This window comes from Catenulispora sp. EB89 (assembly GCF_041261445.1).
Classification (GTDB): Bacteria; Actinomycetota; Actinomycetes; order Streptomycetales; family Catenulisporaceae; genus Catenulispora.
This window is the reverse complement of sequence record NZ_JBGCCU010000012.1, coordinates 14,590-32,716: the sequence shown is the minus strand read 5'-3', so window position 1 is coordinate 32,716 and position 18,127 is coordinate 14,590. Positions and strand designations below refer to the sequence as shown.

Below are 18,127 nucleotides of genomic sequence, written 5' to 3'. Positions count from 1 at the left end.
GACGCGGGGGAAAGCCCATGGAACGCCGTATATTCCTGGCCGCAGTGGCCGCCGGTTCGGCGGCTTCGCTGCTCACGGTGGCGGGCTGTGGCGATTCCGGCCAGCTGACCGGCAACGGTTCCAGTTCGGGCGGCGGAACCAGCGGTGGTTCCAGTGGCGGAACCGGCGGAACTGGTGGCTCCGGCGGTAGCGCAGGCGGCTCCGGTAGCTCTGGCGGCTCCGGCGTCGGTCCCGTCTCGGGACGCGATCCGGCGAACGCCGGCTCGGCCGCCGGGCAGGTCATTTACACCGGTATCCAGAACGCCGCGGTCGCGGTGGACGCCGGGAGCGGCAAGGTGCTGTGGACGTACCCGCTCACCGAATACAGCGACCTCGTCGCGGTCTGTGTCGGACCGTCCGCCGTCTACCTCCTCGATGACAGCGGCTACCTGAACTCCGTCGACGCCCGGGGCCGCCGGTTGGTGCGGCAGGCGCTGCCAGACCGGACGGAGAACCTGGTCACCACGGTGCCGCTCTACCTCGACGGTCAGCTGTTCGTGGCGAACTGGGACAACAAGGTCAACGTGCTTGACGCCACGACCCTGCGGCCCCGGAGCTGGAACTACGACTACAACGGCAACGCGATGCAGGCCAGTCCGGTCGGCACCGACGGCGTCGTCTACCTCAGCCTCCCCAATCACTTCGTGGTGGCGATCAAAGCCGGCGACGGCACGAAGTTGTGGAGCTGGTCCGCCTCAGGAGACTGCGGTACCCCGGTGATCGCCGGCGACAGGCTCCTGGTGACCGTCGGCAGCCAGTACCTCGTATCGCTGGAGCGCGGCAGCGGCCGGTTGCAGTGGACCGCTTCCGGCGGGGCCTTCAGCCGTCCCGTCGTCTCCGGCGACCAGGTCTACTGCCAGCGCGGCGCCCAGATGTGCGGCCTCAACCTGGCCGACGGCCGGGAACGCTGGTCGGTCGCGGTCCTCACCGAACGAGTGGTGACCGCGCCCTCGGCCTCCCCCGCGGTCTCCGGCTCGGTACTGCTCGGCTACGAGGAGGGCTTCGTCAGCGCGACGTCCATGGCCGGAAACTACGGCAGCTTCTACCTCAACCCGGCCGGGTTCAACGCCGCCACCGGCGCCAAGCTCTGGGAACGGACCGACTACCTCCTCCAGGACTCCACCGTCGTGACCGCCGGCGGCGAGGCCTTCATGAACGTCGCCTACCGCCTCAACCGCGACACCGAGAAGTACGCGATCGCCTGCCTGGACGCCGCGACCGGTGCGACCAAGTGGCTCGCGGACGTGAAGGCCAAGCGCGGGCCGGTACTGGCCACTCCCCCCAAGGCATGACGCCGTCGGCCTCCGGAACTCAACCGCGGTTCTGGAGGCCGTCAGCCGAATCAGTGCTTAGCGAATCAGCACTCACCGAATCAGCACTCGCCGAATCACCACAGCGGCAGGTTCTCGACGGTGAACACCGGGCTCCTGAGCGGATTGCCGTAAAGGAAGGCGTCCAACTGCGAGTTGGTCACCAGCAACCGGTCCCCGCTGATCGCGATACCGGTGGTGGTGTCAGCTCCCGGATACGTGCGCTCGTCCACAACCGCACCCTGCGTGTCATGCTGCGACAGCCGCACCACAGTGACCTCGTTGTTCACAGAACGCGCGATGTAGAGCGTGTTCCCACGCAACACCATGCCGTCATCGCTGGGCAGCGGCGGGGCGTCGATCTTACGGACCGTGCCATCGGCCAGAGTGAGCCGATAGAGCGCTCCGCTGTACCAGTACCCGATGATCAGGGACCTGCCGTCCGGCGTGGCGACGATCCCGTTGCCGTTCGACTGCCCTGCCACATAGTCCGGCAGCCGGTACGCGACCTGCAGAGTCCGGTGCGGCGCCGCCCCGGCGGCCGGGGCTCGGACTTCGGCTGCCGGGATCCGGTAGACCACGGCGCGCAGCGAATCAGTGATGTAGACGTCACCGTCAGGGGTGACGGCCTCGTCGTTGACGAGTGTCTTCTCGCCGGTGTCGGGGACGGCATACGAAGCGACGAGCTTGCCGGTCTTGGTGTAGACGAAGAAACGTCCGGTGAAGGCCCCGGCGAGCAGCAGCCGGTCGCCCGCGACCTTGACGCCGGTCACCTCGGTGCGACCGTCCTGGCCGGCCGGCAGGAACGGCTCCAGAGTCTTCGCTCCCAGACGCCCGCGGTAGACCGTACCGTCCCCGATGCTGCCGGTGTAGATGTGGTCGCCGTCGGTCGCGATGCTTTCCGGGAAGGCGTTCTTGCCGTCGATGGTGAGCGTGTAAGCACCCTGATGATGGTTCCGAGGCGCCGCGGTCGTGGCATCGGCCGGAGCGGTGACAGCGGCCAGTACCACGGCGGTCGCGGCGAGGGTGATCGTCGTCCGTCGCGTCATCACCGCACCGCCTCGGCGATCGCGGCGGCCAGGGACGTCGTCGGCCGGCCGATCAGGCGCCTCAGCTCGCCGGAGTCGCAGAACATCTCGTCCCGCCCCAGACCGAGGTCGGCGTCGGCGAGCACGTGCGCGAGATCGGCGGGTAGGCCCGCGCCGACCAGAACCTCGGCGAACTCCTCGGCCGGCAGGTCGGTATAAGTGATCGGCCGGCCGAGCACGACGGAGACCGTCGAGGCAAGCTCGGCAAGGCTGAACGCCTCGTCGCCACCCAGCTCGTACACCTTGCCGGCGTGGCCCTCGGTGGTCAGCACGACCGCCGCGGCCTCGGCGTAGTCGGCGCGGGACGCCGCGCTGATCCGGCCCCGGCCCGCGGCCCCGACGAAGGCGCCGTGGTGGAGCACCACCGGCAGCTGGGAGGTGTAGTTCTCCAGGTACCAGCTGTTGCGCAACACCACACTGGGAATCGCGCGCTCGCGCAGGTACTCCTCGGTCTCGCGGTGCGTGCCGCCGATGATCGTGGCGGCCGAGTCGGCGCGCGTCGTGCTCGTGTACGCCACCAGCGAGACACCCGCGGCCTGCGCGGCGTCCACGGCCCGCCGGTGATTGGCCAGGCGCTCCGCTACGGGGACGGAAGCTGAGATCAGCAGCAGCTTCTCAGCTCCGGCGAAGGCCGCCGCGAGGCTGTCCGGGTCCGCGAAGTCCGCCCGGCGCACCACCACCCCGCGATCGGCCAGATCCTTGATCCCGGCGACCTCCCGCCCGGTCGCGACGATCCGCGCGGCCGGCACCCCGCGCCGCAACAGCGCCTCGACGGCGAGCCGGCCGAGCTGTCCGGTGGCCCCGGTGACGACGACTGACATGAACCCGATCCTCTTCTCCGCCGCGGCCTCCCGCGGCACGCCCCCATGCTGACCTGCGGGCTAACCATCGGGAAGGAGCCACTTTTCGGTAAGGTAGCCACCCGGGGGAAAGGAAACAGGTGAGCACGACGGCGTGCGCCGCGAGCGTGACGGAGGCAACACCGTCCCGGGGTCACGGCGGCGGAGCTACGCCTCGCCGAGCGCGGCGAGCCGGGTCCGAACCCGTTCGACATCCGGAGGCAAGCCCAGGCGTCGGTAGATCTCCAATGCCTGGTTCATGAACGCAATACCCTGATCAGGGTCGCCGACGGCCACGTGGTGGTCGGCGATACCCTCCAGCGCGACCGCCTCGTCGTCGGATTTGTCCAGCTCACGGCTGACGGCCAGGGCCTCCTGGTACAGCGCCAGGGCGCGGGGGCGGTCGCCGAGCGCGGCGACGGTGGCCGCGTGAGCGTTCCGGGCGTAGGGCTCGCTGGTCCGGTCACCGATCTGCTGGAGGATCTCCAGGGCCTGCGTGTGTGCGGTCTCCGCCCCGCGGTAGTCGCCGGTCAGATGCCGGACCCGCCCCAGTTCGACCAGGGCGGTGGCCTCGGCGGGACGGTTGCCGATCTGCCGGAAGATCTCCAGAGCCCGCGTCAGAACGTCCTCCGCCCCCGAACAGTCGCCGACCTCCTGCCGCACGCGCCCCAGGTGGTACAGGACGTTGGCCTCGGCCGAGCGGTTGCCGATCTCCCGGAAGGCCTCCAGAGCCCGCATCTGGACATCCTCCGCCCCCGAGTAGTCCCCGGTCGCGATTCGCACCCGGCCAAGGTTGTTCAGCGCGTTGGCCACGCCGAAGCGGTCACCGATCTGCTGGTAGATCTCCAGGGCGCGCGTGTGGGCGTCCTCCGTTCCCCGGAAGTCCCCGGTCTCCTGCCGCACCAGCCCCAGGCCGGTCAGGGCGTTGGCCTCGCCGACGCGGTTGCCGATCTCCCGGAAGATCCCCAGAGCCTGCGTGACGAAGTCCGCCGCCTCCGGTGATTCCGCCGCTATGTACCGCAACCGTGCCACTTCGATCAGGGCATCGGCCTCGCCAAGGCGGTTGCCGATCTCCCGGAAGATCCCCAGAGCCCGCGTCTGCACGTCCCGCGCACTCGGGAAGTCCCCGGTCAAAGCCCGCACCCGACCCAGGTCGCTCAGGGCGTTGGCCTCGCCGAGGCGGTTGCCGGTCTCCCGAAAGATCTCCAGAGCCCGGGTCTGGGCGTCTACCGCCCCCGGGTAGTCCCCGGCCAGAAACCGCACCCGCCCCAGTTCGGCCGCGGCGGCGGCGAGGGCGTCCGGATGACCGTGTCGGGCGGCCGTCTCAGCACCCTGGTGGACGTGAAGGGCTCGGGCCCCGTAGCCGTCGGAGCGCAGGATCTCGGCCAGGCCGGCGGCCAAGGCGATGGTGTGGTTGTCGAGGTGGTGGGTGAGTGCGTGGGTCCAGGCGTCGTCCAGGTTCGGGTATTCGGTGCGCAACCAGGACCGGGCGGCCTCGGGGTCGGTCAGGTCCGGGATGTGGGCGGGAGCCGGGCCGTCGGGTGCGGGTCGCGGCGACCGTGCGATGGCGGTGGAGGCGGTTTGCGCGGTGTACGCGTAGTAGTGGAGCAGGCGGTCCAGTGCCGCCGTGCGCTGCTCGGCGGGTTCGTGGATCACGACGAGGGCGCGAGCGTACTCACGCAGCAGGTCGTGGAGCCGGTAGCGCCCGGGGGCGGTCTCCATAAGCAGGCTGCGGTCGGTCAGGTTTTGCAGCAGCGTGTCGGCTTGGTTCAGGCCGGTGTCCAGGAGCGCCGCGGCGGCGTGGACGTCGCCATCCGGGCCGGGGATGAGTCCGAGGTGGCGGAACATCGCCTGCTGGTCCGGGGTGAGGTTGCCGTAGGAAAGGTCGAACGCGGCACGCACCTGCCGGTCGCCGTCGTCGAAGGCGGCCAGGTCGGCGAGGCCCGCGCGCAGCCGCGCCTCCAGGTGTTCGGCGGTCCACGTGGGGCGATGGGCCAGGTTGGCCGCGGTGACGCGAAGCGCCAGCGGCAGGTACCCACACAACTCGGCGATGCGAGCGACCGCCGGATCGTCGGCGGCGACGCGGCCGGCCCCGACGTGGCGGCACAGCAGGGCGATCGCGTCCGCGGGGTCCAGCACGTCCAGCGGCAGCAGGTGGGCCTCGTCCAGCGCTTTGAGGCGGTTGCGGCTGGTGACCAGGACCAGACAGCCCGGAGCGGCGGGAATCAGGGGACGGACTTGCTGCTCGTTGACGGCGTCGTCCAACACGATCAGGGCGCGGCTGTCGGCCAGCCGGTTCCGGAAGGCCTTGGCCCGCTCGTCCAACTCCGGCGGGATGGCCCGGGGGTCCAGGCCCAGGGCTTGCAGAAGCTCGCCAAGGACGTCGTTCGGGTCGCGGGGGCCGGTGCCGACGCTGTGGGCGTGCAGATCCACGAACAGCTGCCCGTCGGGGAACCTGTCAGCCAGGACGTGGCCGGCGTGCACGGCCAGGGCGGTCTTGCCGATCCCGGCCATGCCGTCGATCGCGGAGATCGCCACCGTCGTCGCCCCGTGACCGGTATCGGCGGCGATCCCGAGCAGCCGCTTCAGCTCGGCCTCGCGACCGGTGAAGGTGGCGAGGTCCGCAGGCAGCTGCCGAAGTGTCACGACCGGGTTGTCGGCTTTGGCCGCGACATGCACGCGGACGCACGCCTGCCGCCAGCGCGCCACGTCCGGCTCGTCCACCCCGAGCGCCCGGACGATGGTGGTCACCAGATCGATGTCCAGACGGCGGCGCTGCGGCTGGAAGACGTTGGAAACCGTGGTGTGCGCGACGAGCTGCGGCGGCCGCATCAGCGGGCCGACCCGCTTGGCCAGCGTCCGGTAGGACGGGCTGCCGACCCATTGCCGGAGCTCTCCGAGGGCTGTGATGAACTCCTCCAGGTCACGAGCCTGCAAGGGATCCGGTGCCTCGTTCACGGCCATCTGGTGATGTGCTCCCGACGATCTCACATACCGCTTCAGTGCGTGAGTAGCTGTACAGAAGTGGACAGACTACGGGCCAGGCCGTGCGCGACCAACCTCAACGACGTGAGCTTGCCACCTGCCACCCAGTCGCGGGCCCGGACCCCGGCGGACGGCGATCGCCACTGATCCGGCGCGATTCCGGCCTATGATCAAGGTCGCGACCGTCGGTACTCTGACATCGTGAACCGGCGCACGGCGGAGGATGACCAGCAGGCCGACGTTTCGCACGATGTCCGGATCGGCACGCCGCGCTTCGTCGGCCGCGAGGCCGAACTCGCCCGTGTGGTCCGCGCGCTGACCGCCCCTGCGGCCCTGGTCCTCGTCGAGGGCGAAGCCGGCATCGGCAAGAGCCGGATGGTCCGCGAAGCCCTGACCGCCCTCCGGGCGCACTCAATCGCTACAGCCGACCCGAGCCCCGCACAGAACTCCGAACCGCTGATCGCCGTGTGCCCGCCGTTCCGCGAGCCGCTCACTCTCGGACCGATCGTCGACGCCGCACGGGAACGCTGCTCCGACGTCTCCGGGCTCGGGCTCAGCGCATTGGCCGGGACTCTGCGCCCGCTGTTCCCCGAGTGGGCCGAAGCACTGCCGCCCGCCCCCGAACCGCAGAGAGATCCCGGAGCGGCGCGGCACCGGCTGATCCGCGCGCTGGCCGAGCTGCTGGACCGGCTCGGGGTGCGCGTGCTCGTGGTCGAAGACGCGCACTGGGCCGACGAGGCCACCATGGACTTCCTGCTCTTCCTCGTCACGCGCGCGACGCAGCGAATCAGTCTCCTGCTGACCTATCGCGCCGAGGATCTTCCCGCCGACTCGCTGCTACCGCGGCTGTCGGCCGGCGCGCGGCAGGTCTCGGGCTCGTCGGGCGGCCCTGGGAACGTCCGCATCGCGCTCGGCGGACTGGAGCCGCCGGAGGTCGCGCAGCTGGTCTCCTCGATGCTGGACGACGAGCTGGTCTCCCCGGCCTTCGCCGAGCTGCTGCACTCGCGCACCGAAGGCGTGCCGCTCGCCCTCGAAGAGTCGGTACGCCTCCTGCACGCCCGCTCCGACCTGATCCGGCGGGACGGCGAGTGGATCCGGCGCACCCTCGACGAGATCGACGTGCCGCCGTCGATCCGGGACGCGGTCATCGACCGCGTCGGCCGACTCGGCGCCGAGGCCCAACAGCTGCTGCTGGCCGCCGCGGTGCTCGTGGTCGCCGAGCCGGAGCCGGTGCTGGCGCACGTCAGCGGCCTGGCCCCGCACGAGGTCGGCCCGGCATTGCGCGAGGCGGTCCTCAGCGGCCTGATCAGCGAGGACGAGGCAGGACGCATAGCCTTCCGGCACGTCCTGGCCGCGCGCGCCGTCTATCACCGGGCCGCCGGCCCGGATCGCCGTGCGGCGCATCGGCGGGCCGCGGCGATACTGGAGGGCAAACGCCCAGCACCCGTCGCGCGCCTGGCCTACCACTACCGAGCCGCGAACGAGATGACGCAGTGGTGCCGGTACGCCGAGCAGGCCGCCGACCTCGCGCGGGCCGCGGGCGACCATCCGACCGCGATCTCCTTGCTGCACGATCTGCTCACCGAGGGCGGAATGCCCGCGAGCGACGTCGCGCGCATCGCGCAGAAGTTCCCGCTGCTCGCGGTCACCGGCTACCTGCGCCGCGCCGATCTCGTCAGCACCCTGCGATCGGTGCTGGACGACGAGCGCATCCAGCGGGCCGACCGGGGCCGCATCCGCGAACAGCTCGGCCGGATGCTGATCCACCTCGGCGAGCACGCGGACGGCGTCGACCAGATCCAGCGCGCCATCCCGGACCTGGCGGACAGCCCGTCCGAGGTGGCGCGCGCGATGGCCACCCTCGGCGGCCGGATCAGCGTCGGCGCGCTGCCCGCCGCCGAGCAGCGGCGCTGGATCGACCGGGCCGCCTCCGCCGCGGAGTCGCTGCTGCCGGCGGCGGAGCGGCGCATCCTGCTGATCGACCGGATCACCGCGCTGCTCGACCTCGGGGACCCGGCCGGCTGGGACCTGGCCGCGGGCTTCCCCACCGAGCAGGCCGCGTCGGAGGCCACGTCCCAGGGCACGTTGGACCTGGCGCGGCTCTCGATGAACACCGGCGACGCCGCGATGCAGTGGGGCCTGTACCAGGACGCGCGGCGGCGCCTGGCGATCGCCGGCGACATCTCCCGCCGGCACCACCACCAGCGGCTGCGCGATATGACGCTGGTGACGATCGCGCACCTGGACTGGTTCACCGGCTCGTGGAGCGGGCTGGCGGAGCGCGCGCGGCACTGGACGCAGCTCGACGACGAACCGGTGATGCAGCTCGACAGCCGGCTGGTCCTCGGCCTGCTGGGCGCGGCCACCGGGGACGACCCAGCCGCCGAGGACGCCGTGCGCGCGGTCCGCGAGGACTCCGCCCGGCGCGGCATCGCCGACATGTCGGTGGAGTCGACCGCGGCGCTGGCCCGGTTCCGCCTGGCCGCCGGCGATGTCGAGGAGGCTCTGGCGCTCACCGACGATACCGTCGGTGTGGTGCTGGGCCGGGAAATGTGGCTGTGGGCCACGGAAACCGTGCCGGTGCGGGTGGCGGCGCTGATCGCGGCCGAACGCCTCGGCGACGCCGAGGATCTGGTGGCCGCGTTCGCCCGGGGCTTCGGCGACCGGGCCATTCCGTCGACGCGTGCGGCGCTGGAGACCGGCCGTGCCCGGCTCGCCCAGGGCCGCGAGGATCATGCCGACGCCGCCGCCGCGTGGGAGGTCGCCGCCGTCGCGTGGCAGGCGCTGCCGCGTCCGTACTACGCGCTGCTGGCCCGCGAGCAGAAAGCCTCCTGCCTGCTGAAGGCCGGCGAGAGCGAAGCCGCGCTGACGCAGTGGACCGAGGTCGCGCAGGGGCTGGCCGTGCTCGGTGCGAAGAAGGACGCTGCTCGGGTCGCCACCACGCTTCAGGAGCGCGGCGGCAGGAAGCCGGGCCGCCGCAAGGCCGGGCGCCGCGGCTACGGCAACGACCTCTCGCCGCGCGAGCAGGAAGTCGTCGAGCTGCTGCTCAGCGGGCTGACGAACCGGGAGATCGCGGTCGCGCTGTCGCGCTCCCCGAAGACCGTCGCGGCGCAGCTCAACTCCGCGATGCGCAAGCACGGCGTGACGACGCGCACCGCGCTGGCCGTCATCGTGGCGCGGACACGTTTCCAGGCCGCGGCGAACGCCGCTCAGGACTGAATTCCTTTCTCCTGATTCCTTTCTTTAGGGCATCTGCCCAATCGAGCACCGCTTGTTCACGCCGCATACTCGCCAGGGACGCCACCCCACCCCTTCCACGAAAGGGAACTGCCCGATGCACTCCCCCGGGCGCCGTCGCGCGCCCTTTCTGGGACTGATAGCCGGCCTCCTCGGCTTCAGCCTTTGCTACGCCTCGCCGGCGTCGGCGGGTACGAACCCGCCCGGGCCGACCCAGCCCGCCAAGCCGCCCACGGCCCTGGCCCAGAGCGACCCGCGCCTGGCCAAGCTCGCCGCGAACCAGCCGGACTACAGCCCGGCGGGGTGCAACGTGCCCGATCCGGCGCCCGATCACGCGGTCTGCTTCGCGCTGGAAGCCACCACGAATGTCCGCAGCCTGATCGCCGGCACCGACGGACCGCCGGCCACCGCGCTGGGTCCGGCCCAGATCAAGGCCGCCTACAACCTGCCCGACGGCGGCCAGGGCCAGACCGTGGCGATCGTCGACGCGTTCGGCGCCTCGACCGTGGAGGCCGACCTGGCAGTCTTCCGCCAGCACTACGGCCTGCCCGACTGCACCTCCGCCAACGGATGCTTCCGCAAGACCGACCAGACCGGCGGCTCCGACTACCCGGCCGACGACAAGGGCTGGGCCGAGGAGACCTCGCTCGACGTCGACGCGGTGTCCTCGGCGTGCCCGCAGTGCCACATCCTGTTGGTCGAGGCGGCCAGCGCCGCCTCCACCGACCTGGGCGCCGCCGAGAAGACCGCGGTGAGCCTGGGCGCGAAGTACGTCTCGAACTCCTACGGCATCCCCGGCGAGTTCCCGGGCGAGGTGGCCGACAGCGACTACGACCACCCCGGGGTGGCGATCGTGGCCAGTTCCGGCGACACCGGCAACGTGGTCAACTGGCCGGCGTCCGACCCGAACGTGGTCGGGGTGGGCGGCACCACGCTGACCGCCGACGCGTCGACGGCGCGCGGCTGGACCGAGACCGCCTGGGCCTCCGGCGGTTCCGGCTGCTCGGCCTACGAGCCGCAGCCGGTCTACCAGAGCGGCCTGGCCACCGCCTGCGCCAAGCGGGCCACCACCGACATCTCGGCGGTCGCCGACCCGAAGACCGGCCTGGCGGTCTACGACACGCTCGGCCAGCCGGGCTGGGTGCAGGTCGGCGGCACCAGCCTGTCCGCGCCCCTGATCACCGCGATGTACGCCCTGGCCGGCGCTCCGGCCGCCGGGACGTACCCGGTGACGTATCCGTACGCCTTCGGCGGCAACCACCTGTTCGACGTGACCAAGGGCTCTGACGGCAGCTGCGGCAATGTGCTGTGCACCGCCGGCGTCGGCTGGGACGGCCCGACCGGCCTGGGCACGCCGAACGGCACCACGGCGCTGACCCTGGGCAGCTTCGGTACCGCGACCGGAACGCTCACCTCCTCGACCGGCAGCCCGCTGCCGAACGCCAGCGTGGTGTTCACCGACTCCTCGCAGGGCCTGACGTTCCACGCGACAACCGACGCGCAAGGCAAGTTCACCGCCCAAGTGGCGCACGGAACCTACATCGCGACCGCATCTGCGTACGGCTTCAAATCCGCGACGCAGGCCGGCGTGCAGATCACCGCGAATCAGACCACGACGGTGAACCTCGCGCTGTCCGTCATCCCGTCCAAGACGGTCTCGGGCAAGGTGCTCGACTCGACCGGCCACAAGTGGGGGCTGTACTCGAAGATCACCATCGACGGCTACCCGTACGGCGCGATCTACTCGGACCCGAAGACCGGCGCGTACTCGGTGAGCCTGCCCGAGGACGCGACCTACACCGTGCACGTGGCGCCGATCTATCCCGGCTACGGCACCGCCGACCAGTCGGTCACGGTCGGCACCGCCGACGTGGCCCGGGACCTCGCGGTCGGAGCCGATCAGAACCTCTGCACGGCCCCCGGCTACGCCTACCCGGCCCAAGCGGACTTCGAAGGCTGGAACGGGACCACCGGCAAGGGCGGCTGGACCGTCACCGACAACAACGGCGGCGCCAACACGTGGGAGTTCGACGACCCGAACTCGATGTGGAACCTCACGACGGGATCGGGCAACTTCGGCACGGCGGACCCGTACGACCACAACGGCGCGGCCGAGGACACCGACTTCGTGTCGCCGGTCATGGACCTGTCCGGACAGCCCGGTGCGGACCTGAAGTTCCTCGCCGCGTACCTGCCGGCCGCGGGCACCGTCGCCGAGGTCGACGGAAGCGGCGACGGCGGCAAGACCTGGCACCAGATCTGGACCGCGAACGGCAGCGTCGTCCAGGGCGCGGTCGACGTGCCGCTGACCGGTCTGGCCGGTCACGCGGGCGTCCGGGTGCGGTTCCACTACAGCGGCGCGGGCCAGTCGCTGTGGCAGATCGACAACGTCTACGTCGGCACCTGCCGCACCGTGCCCGGCGGCATCGTCGAGGGCACCGTCACCGACGGCAACACCCACCAGCCGCTCAACGGCGCGGTGACCACGGACGCGGCGAGCGCGGCGACCAGCGGGACCAGCCACCAGACTCCGGAGGGGACCGGGACCGCCGACGGCTTCTACTGGCTGTTCAGCCAGGGTGCCGGCCGGCACAGCTACACCACCGCGGCCAACCGGTACGCCACGGCGGCCACGACCGGCCGGACGGTCGCGGACTCGGTCGTCGAGCACGATGTCACGGTGCAGGCCGGGCGGCTTTCGGTGGGTCCGTCGTCGCTCTCGGTCGGCGCGGAACTCGGCAAGAAGACGCAGCGGGACATCACCCTGACCAACACCGGGCGGGCGCCGTTGCACGTCGCGCTCGGCGAGCAGAGCGGCGGCTCCACCGCACCGGTCGGCGGGGCGGCGGGGAGCGATGCGACGGCTCCGGAGACCGGGTCCCCGGCCGGGGCAGCTACTGTGCCGGCACCGGTGCCAGTGAAGAAGGTGCCGGGTAGCTACCCGACCGGTCCGGCAGTGCCCTCCGCGAACGCTGATCCGGCAACTCCGGCACCGGCACCGGCACCGGCACCGGCGAAACAGGCTCCTGCGATCGCTCCGGTGGCCGATACCGGCGGTTGGCAGGCCATCGCCAACTATCCCGAGCCGGTCATGGACAACGCCGTCGGGTACTACCAGGGCCGGGCCTACTCGGTCGCCGGCGTGAACCAGATCATCGGCGGTGTGGCGCGCGCCGACGGCTACGTGTACGACCCGGTCAATGCCGCCTGGACCGCCATCGCGCCGCTGCCCCAGGCGCTGGAGTCCCCGGCGGGGGCTTTCCTGAACGGCACGATGTACGTCGTCGGCGGCTGGAACGGCAACGCCAAGATCCAGTCCACCGTCTACGCCTACCATCCGTCCAGCGATTCCTGGACGCAGGTCGCGAACCTGCCGCAGGGCACGTCTTCGGCCACGGTCGCGGTGCTCGACGGCAGCCTGTACGTGGTCGGCGGCTGCGCCACCGACAGCTGCGGAACGCTCTCGTCGGCCGTCTACCGCTACTCGCCGAGCGCCGACACTTGGACGAAGGTGGCTGACTACCCGGTGCCCATGCAGTGGGGCGCCTGTGCCGGCATCGCGGCGGAGGTGATCTGCGCGGGCGGCGACACGCACGATTCCGGCGGCCACACCGAGGGCCTGGCCTCGACGTACCTCTACCACCCGAAGACCGACACCTGGACGCAGGCCGCTGACATCCCGTACCCCGACTGGGGCATGTCGTCCAGCGGCGCGAACGGCCAGTTGCAGATCGTCGGCGGCATCTCCGGCGTCGACAGCACCAACCAGGCCGAGCAGTACGACCCGGTCAACAACGTCTGGAGCGCGCTGCCGAACGCGGTCTACCCGACGTTCCGCAGCGGCGGCACGAGCTGCGGCATGTACCAGATCGGCGGCTCGATCGCGGCCGGGTTCGGGTTCCCGAGCGGCAACGACGTGGCGCAGGTGCTGCCCGGGTTCGACCAGTGCGGCGGCGACGCCGTCTCCTGGCTCACCACCCAGCGCAATCGCGGCGCGCTGGAGCTGGCGCCGGGGCAGAGCGTCACCGTCCGGGTGACGGTCGACGCCTCGCAGCTCACCGCCCCGGGCCGGTACGCCGGCGCGCTGACGTTCACCACCGACGCGCCGTACGTCACCAACGCGCTGCCGGTGAAGCTGCACGCGACCGCGCCCTGGTCCTGGGGCGCGGTGACGGGCACGGTGACCTCGGCCGCCACGGCGGGCGGCGCCGCGAAGCCACTTCCGGGCGCGACGGTGCAGCTGTGCGCGGCGCGCGATGCGGCGTCCGGCACCTGCGCTCACCCGAAGTACACGGTCACCACGGACGCCCACGGCGGGTACTCGCTGTGGCTGCCCGGGCGGGGCGAGTCGCTGGTCGTCGTCGCTTCCGGCACGGGGTACGCCTCGCAGAGCAAGGAGGTGGTGGTCCGCAGAGGCGGCGTGTACGAGCTCGACTTCTCGCTGGCGGCCGCGTAGCGGACTGCTTTGACAGCGGGTCAGGCGATGTGGCCTGACCCGCTGTCGCGGATTCGCGTAGTTCCACGGGTTCGATGAGTGACTGGAATCCCTAGCGTCGTTCATGTCCGATCGAGAGCTAGGGGGATCTCATGCCGATCAGGTTGCTGCCGCTGGGATGGGCGCGCTGCGCGGTGAGCACGCGATGACCATGGCGTATTCGCCGCCGCCGCCTCCGGTGGGCATGCCGCCCGCCGCCTCCGAGCTTGCCACCGGTTCCGCCGCCAAGTCCGCCGTCGACCGCCGGCTCGCGCTGCTCGCCGTGGCGGCGCTGACGGTGTCGGTGGCCGGGATCGTGCTGCGGGCGTTGCATCTGCTGCCCGGCTCGGCCGCCGTCGGCATCGGGTTCGGCGCGGTGGCGATCAGTTTGCGGATCCTGCTGCTGTGGTCGGCGCGCTCGGCGTCGGCCGCGCACCGGGCGAAGGTGCTCAACCGGGTGTCGCTGGCCGGGCTCGCGGTGTCCGGGGCGGTGCTGGTCGCGACGCTGCCGCGGATCACCAGGGCCGGCGGCCTGGGGATGTTCTTCGGCGACGTGTTCGCGCACGGCTTCACGCTGGCGATCGTGACCGTCGCCGCCGGGTCGGTGCGGACGTTCACGTGGCGGGTCCACCTCGGCGCCGGGCTCACCGGGCTGCTGGCGGTGAGCGCGCTGGTCCGGGTGGTGAACGTGCCGATCTACAACCACTACGGCCCGGACAGCCTGCTGGAGGGCGCGGTCATCGGCCCGGCCATCGAGGAGGTCTTCAAGGCCCTGCTGCTGGTGCTGATCGTGTGGCTGGCGGCACGCCGCCGCGAGGTGCGTCCGTCGGCACTGGACATCACGCTGCTGGGCATGTGGGTCGGCGCGGGTTTCGCGTTGTACGAGGACGCGATGTTCGGTCGCGGCGGTGCGCATTTCGGCGGCGCCGCGCCGTTCTCGGTGATCTTCCCGACCCAGGGCCAGATCAGCGGCGTGAACCAGGTCGGGGCCGGACACCTGCTGTACACCGGGGTCGTCGGCCTGGGGCTCGGGGTCGGCGTGCTCTACCGGCGACGCTGGCGGTTCGCGTGGCTCGCGGTACCCGGCGGGCTCCTGGTCGCGTTCGCCGAGCACGCCTCGTGGAACGGCAAGGCGCTGGCCGGGGACGCGGCGCCCGGGTGGATCGGGCTGCTGTCGGGGGTGACGTTATGGGGGCGGTTGTCCTCGGTGCTGCTGATCGGCGGTGTCGCGGCGATGGTGGTGGTCGAGTGGCGGGGAGCTACGAGGGCCCCGACGGGCTGGAATGGCGCGCAGCAGCCGAAGCAGGTCGGCGTTCCGCGCTGGCTGTGGCTCACCGCGGCAGAGAGCGGTCGGCGCAGTGTGCAGCTGGCACGGCTCCAAGTCGGCGCTCCTCGACCGGCGCCTCGACCGGTGCCTCAACTGGCGCCTCAACCAGGCCTGCAACAAGGCTGGCAGCCAGGCCAGGAACCAACTCAGGAACACGGTCTTTGGCAGCCGGCTCCGTTCGGAGGACAGCGATGAGTTCACTGCTGCACACCATCTTCGACCTCTGGCACAACACCGCCGCAGCGCCGAGCGCCAACCAGGCCGACGCTTCGACGGCGGCCGCGACCGGCACCGCCGCAGCGGCACCGGCGCTGACCGCCTCGGCTCCGCCGCCGACCCCGCCCGCTTCACAGCCTGCCGCACCGCCTGCCTCGCCGGGCGCACCGTCGGCTCCCGCGGCTCCGGGCGGCTCGCAGTCCGCTGACGCGGGCGCGGGCGCGGGCGGCGGTGACGGTGGCGGTGACGGTGCCGACGCCGGCCCGCAGCAGCCCCCGCCGTACCGGCCCATGCCCGACATCATGGCCCGGCCGCCCGGCGGCCTCATCCTCGACGCCGGCCCGGACCCCGACCCGGCCCACCTGCGTGACCCGTACTTCTTCCCGCCGACCCCCGCCGACAGCCTGCCCGGACCGCAGTCCTACGACTCGCCCGACTACGACCCGCGGTTCGCGCACGACCCGAGCGGCGCCCAGCCGCCGGGACCGGACTGGGCCATCGGCGCGCAGTGGGACACCACGTCGCCGTCGCCGGGGACGCCGCAGATCATCGGTCAGACCCCGGGCATGTTCGAGGGCTCCGGCAACTGGCAGTTCGACCCGACCAAGCCGCTGATCCCGGCCAACCCGCCGCCGGCGCCGCCGCCGATGCTGAACCAGCCGGGCCCGAACCCGCCGATGGCGCACGTCCAGAGCATGTCGCACGTCGAGAGCACGCCGCACGCCCCGAGCCAGAGCTGGACGCCGTCGTTCCACACCACCGCGGTCCTCAACCCGGACGGCACCAGCAGCACCCACTACCCGGACGGCACCCAGGACGTGCGCGCCCCCGACGGCAACTGCTGGCGCCTGGCCCCGAACGGCACGGTGGTGCAGACGTGGCAGGAACCGCCGGTGCCGCAGTGGCAGCCGCCGCAGTCCGTGGCGGCGGCCCAGCCCGACGGCGGCATGGTCGTCTACCACCCCGACGGCAGCAAGGAGCTGTGGCACGGCGGCGCGCCGGTCGCACGGTTCGACGCGACCGGGCACCCAAGCCGGTGAGGTAGCCGCAAGGGCCACGGCACGCAGCACGACACGCAGCCGACTCGCCGTACAACGCGCAGCACGACACGCAGCCGGCTCGCCGCAGACGATGGCACCTGCGGCGAGCCGGCGCCAGCCGCTCGACCTGTCCGTCAGACCCGTGTGGGTCCGTCGAACTGGGGAGAGCCGCATGGCATCACTGAGACCAGCACCGTTGGAAACCCCCCGCGGGCTCACCTTGATGTGGCTCGGCACCGTGATCTTCCTCATCGCGCTGCCCCTGCCACTGTTCGGGGCCAAGTTCGCCCCGCCGGGCGGATCTCAGATCCTGGACGGTCACCGGGTCACCGCGTTCAGCATCCATCCGACCAGCCTGCAGTTCGCGCGCGCGGCTCCGGAATCGCGGTTGTGGGATCTCATCTTCCTGCTGATCGCCAGTACCCTGTTCAGGACCGGGGTCGTGGTCACCGACCATCTCGGTGTCAGTGTCTCGAAACTCAACTCGGCGCACGCCGTGGCGAAGGTGATCCACGGTGCCATCGCCAGCATCGTCGCCCTCGGCTGGGTCCTGCTCCTGGGCGCGCTCATCGCGCTGTCGACGACGCCCGTCGTGCGTCCCGCGGTGCCGGTCACCGGCGAAGCGGGCATCCTGCCGTCCTTCGAGCATCCGACGTCGACGGCCGTCCCGACCGTGGAAACCCCCTGGTTCACCGTCTCGCTCGCCATCGGGATGGCCGTGCTGGCCGTCGGCATCATCCTGTCGCTGGTGTCGCTGGGGGCGTACGCTCCCGTGTCGATCATGCTCTACATCGTCAGCGTGATCGTCCTGGCGATCGTCCACAGCGTCTTCCACCAGCCGACGGTCGACTCCGTCTGCCACTGGCTCCAGGCCCACCTGCTCGTGACCTGACCCGGTCACGCACCGACGGCTCGGCGGCGCTCGCGGGAGGCGGCCAGGTTGGTGCGGTTGCCGCAGGTGCGCACGTCGTGCCAGACCCGGCTGTTGTTGCGCGATTCGTCGTAGAACGCGACGCCGCAGACCGGGTAGCGGCAGGTCTTCAAGCGCGACCACGTTCCCGTGTGCTGGGCGAGCATGATCTCGCCGGCCACCAGGGCGGAGACGCCGCGCCAGCCTGAGGCCGTCGTGCCGTGGCGGACCACTCCGTCGCCGTCTATGCGCAGGCTCAGGTTCGCGGCGCCGAGCGGAACGGCGGCCTGGGGCTGGTCGTCCTGGCCGGCGGCGAGCGCCCGCACCGCCTCGCGAAACCTGGTCAGCGGCGCCAGGTCGGCTTCGGCCAGGTGCAACGCGGGCGGCGGGGTCTGGCCGTTCGCGGCGGCCCACTGGGTCAAAGCGCCGTCCAGCCAACGGTTCGCCGCCGCGAGGTCCGCGAGCAGATCGCCGGGGTACGCGTGCTCGGCGTACTTCTCCAGCGTTGCCGTGTTGACCAGGTCCTGGACCAGGACCAGCCCGCCGGGCGCGCGCCCGGCGGGCTGGAGCGCCTGATCCGTCGCGACAGCCTTCATCCCGTCATGGTACCTGCCGCAGGGCCGGTCGCCGGGTTGTGCGGACACAGGCTATGTGCCTATGGT

Annotated in this window: 10 protein-coding genes; 6 read left to right on the top strand and 4 right to left on the bottom strand. The window is 71.6% G+C overall.

From position 1 onward, the window contains the following. Window positions 1–17: 17 nt before the first annotated feature. Window positions 18–1,331: a PQQ-binding-like beta-propeller repeat protein gene (locus tag ABH920_RS24900; RefSeq protein WP_370351526.1), complete on the top strand. Its 1,314-nt coding sequence runs from the start codon at window positions 18–20 to the stop codon at window positions 1,329–1,331. Window positions 1,332–1,426: 95 nt separating this feature from the next. On the opposite strand, the gene ABH920_RS24895 is transcribed toward ABH920_RS24900, so the two are convergent. From ABH920_RS24895 to ABH920_RS24885, 3 genes are all read right to left on the bottom strand, one after another. Continuing rightward, window positions 1,427–2,398, bottom strand: a complete 972-nt coding sequence (locus tag ABH920_RS24895) for an SMP-30/gluconolactonase/LRE family protein (protein ID WP_370351525.1) — start codon at window positions 2,396–2,398, stop codon at window positions 1,427–1,429. After that, window positions 2,398–3,258, bottom strand: a complete 861-nt coding sequence (locus tag ABH920_RS24890; protein ID WP_370351524.1) for an SDR family oxidoreductase — start codon at window positions 3,256–3,258, stop codon at window positions 2,398–2,400. The genes ABH920_RS24895 and ABH920_RS24890 overlap by 1 nt, the downstream gene beginning before the upstream one ends. Before the next feature lie 186 nt (window positions 3,259–3,444). Further along, the gene (locus ABH920_RS24885; RefSeq protein WP_370351523.1) at window positions 3,445–6,240 is read right to left on the bottom strand and encodes a tetratricopeptide repeat protein; all 2,796 of its coding nucleotides are present in this window, start codon (window positions 6,238–6,240) and stop codon (window positions 3,445–3,447) included. Between the two features lie 222 nt (window positions 6,241–6,462). On the opposite strand from ABH920_RS24885, the gene ABH920_RS24880 reads away from it, so the two are divergent. The 5 genes from ABH920_RS24880 to ABH920_RS24860 all read left to right on the top strand — a co-directional run bounded on the left by ABH920_RS24880 (window position 6,463) and on the right by ABH920_RS24860 (window position 17,447). Next, window positions 6,463–9,480 (top strand): AAA family ATPase, encoded by a 3,018-nt coding sequence (locus ABH920_RS24880; RefSeq protein WP_370351522.1) that lies wholly within the window; start codon window positions 6,463–6,465, stop codon window positions 9,478–9,480. A 115-nt stretch (window positions 9,481–9,595) separates the two neighbouring features. Beyond that, entirely contained in the window at window positions 9,596–13,954 is a 4,359-nt protein-coding gene (locus ABH920_RS24875; protein WP_370351521.1) for a carboxypeptidase regulatory-like domain-containing protein, read from the top strand. Window positions 13,955–14,138: 184 nt separating this feature from the next. Beyond that, window positions 14,139–15,494, top strand: a complete 1,356-nt coding sequence (locus ABH920_RS24870; RefSeq protein ID WP_370351520.1) for a PrsW family glutamic-type intramembrane protease — start codon at window positions 14,139–14,141, stop codon at window positions 15,492–15,494. After that, complete coding sequence (locus ABH920_RS24865) at window positions 15,491–16,555, top strand: hypothetical protein (RefSeq protein ID WP_370351519.1); 1,065 nt, start codon at window positions 15,491–15,493, stop codon at window positions 16,553–16,555. The genes ABH920_RS24870 and ABH920_RS24865 overlap by 4 nt, the downstream gene beginning before the upstream one ends. 172 nt (window positions 16,556–16,727) lie before the next feature. Beyond that, complete coding sequence (locus ABH920_RS24860; protein ID WP_370351518.1) at window positions 16,728–17,447, top strand: hypothetical protein; 720 nt, start codon at window positions 16,728–16,730, stop codon at window positions 17,445–17,447. Window positions 17,448–17,452: 5 nt separating this feature from the next. On the opposite strand, the gene ABH920_RS24855 is transcribed toward ABH920_RS24860, so the two are convergent. After that, window positions 17,453–18,061, bottom strand: a complete 609-nt coding sequence (locus ABH920_RS24855) for a CGNR zinc finger domain-containing protein (RefSeq protein ID WP_370351517.1) — start codon at window positions 18,059–18,061, stop codon at window positions 17,453–17,455. Window positions 18,062–18,127: the final 66 nt, after the last annotated feature.

Excerpts from the sequence above, each read along its gene's own strand:
- ABH920_RS24855 (WP_370351517.1), bottom strand. The coding sequence starts at position 18,061 with ATGAAGGCTGTCGCGACGGATCAGGCGCTCCAGCCCGCCGGGCGCGCG.
- ABH920_RS24865 (WP_370351519.1), top strand. The coding sequence starts at position 15,491 with ATGAGTTCACTGCTGCACACCATCTTCGACCTCTGGCACAACACCGCC.
- ABH920_RS24890 (WP_370351524.1), bottom strand. The coding sequence starts at position 3,258 with ATGTCAGTCGTCGTCACCGGGGCCACCGGACAGCTCGGCCGGCTCGCC.
- ABH920_RS24860 (WP_370351518.1), top strand. The coding sequence starts at position 16,728 with ATGGCATCACTGAGACCAGCACCGTTGGAAACCCCCCGCGGGCTCACC.
- ABH920_RS24900 (WP_370351526.1), top strand. The coding sequence starts at position 18 with ATGGAACGCCGTATATTCCTGGCCGCAGTGGCCGCCGGTTCGGCGGCT.
- ABH920_RS24895 (WP_370351525.1), bottom strand. The coding sequence starts at position 2,398 with ATGACGCGACGGACGACGATCACCCTCGCCGCGACCGCCGTGGTACTG.
- ABH920_RS24870 (WP_370351520.1), top strand. The coding sequence starts at position 14,139 with ATGACCATGGCGTATTCGCCGCCGCCGCCTCCGGTGGGCATGCCGCCC.
- ABH920_RS24875 (WP_370351521.1), top strand. The coding sequence starts at position 9,596 with ATGCACTCCCCCGGGCGCCGTCGCGCGCCCTTTCTGGGACTGATAGCC.
- ABH920_RS24885 (WP_370351523.1), bottom strand. The coding sequence starts at position 6,240 with ATGGCCGTGAACGAGGCACCGGATCCCTTGCAGGCTCGTGACCTGGAG.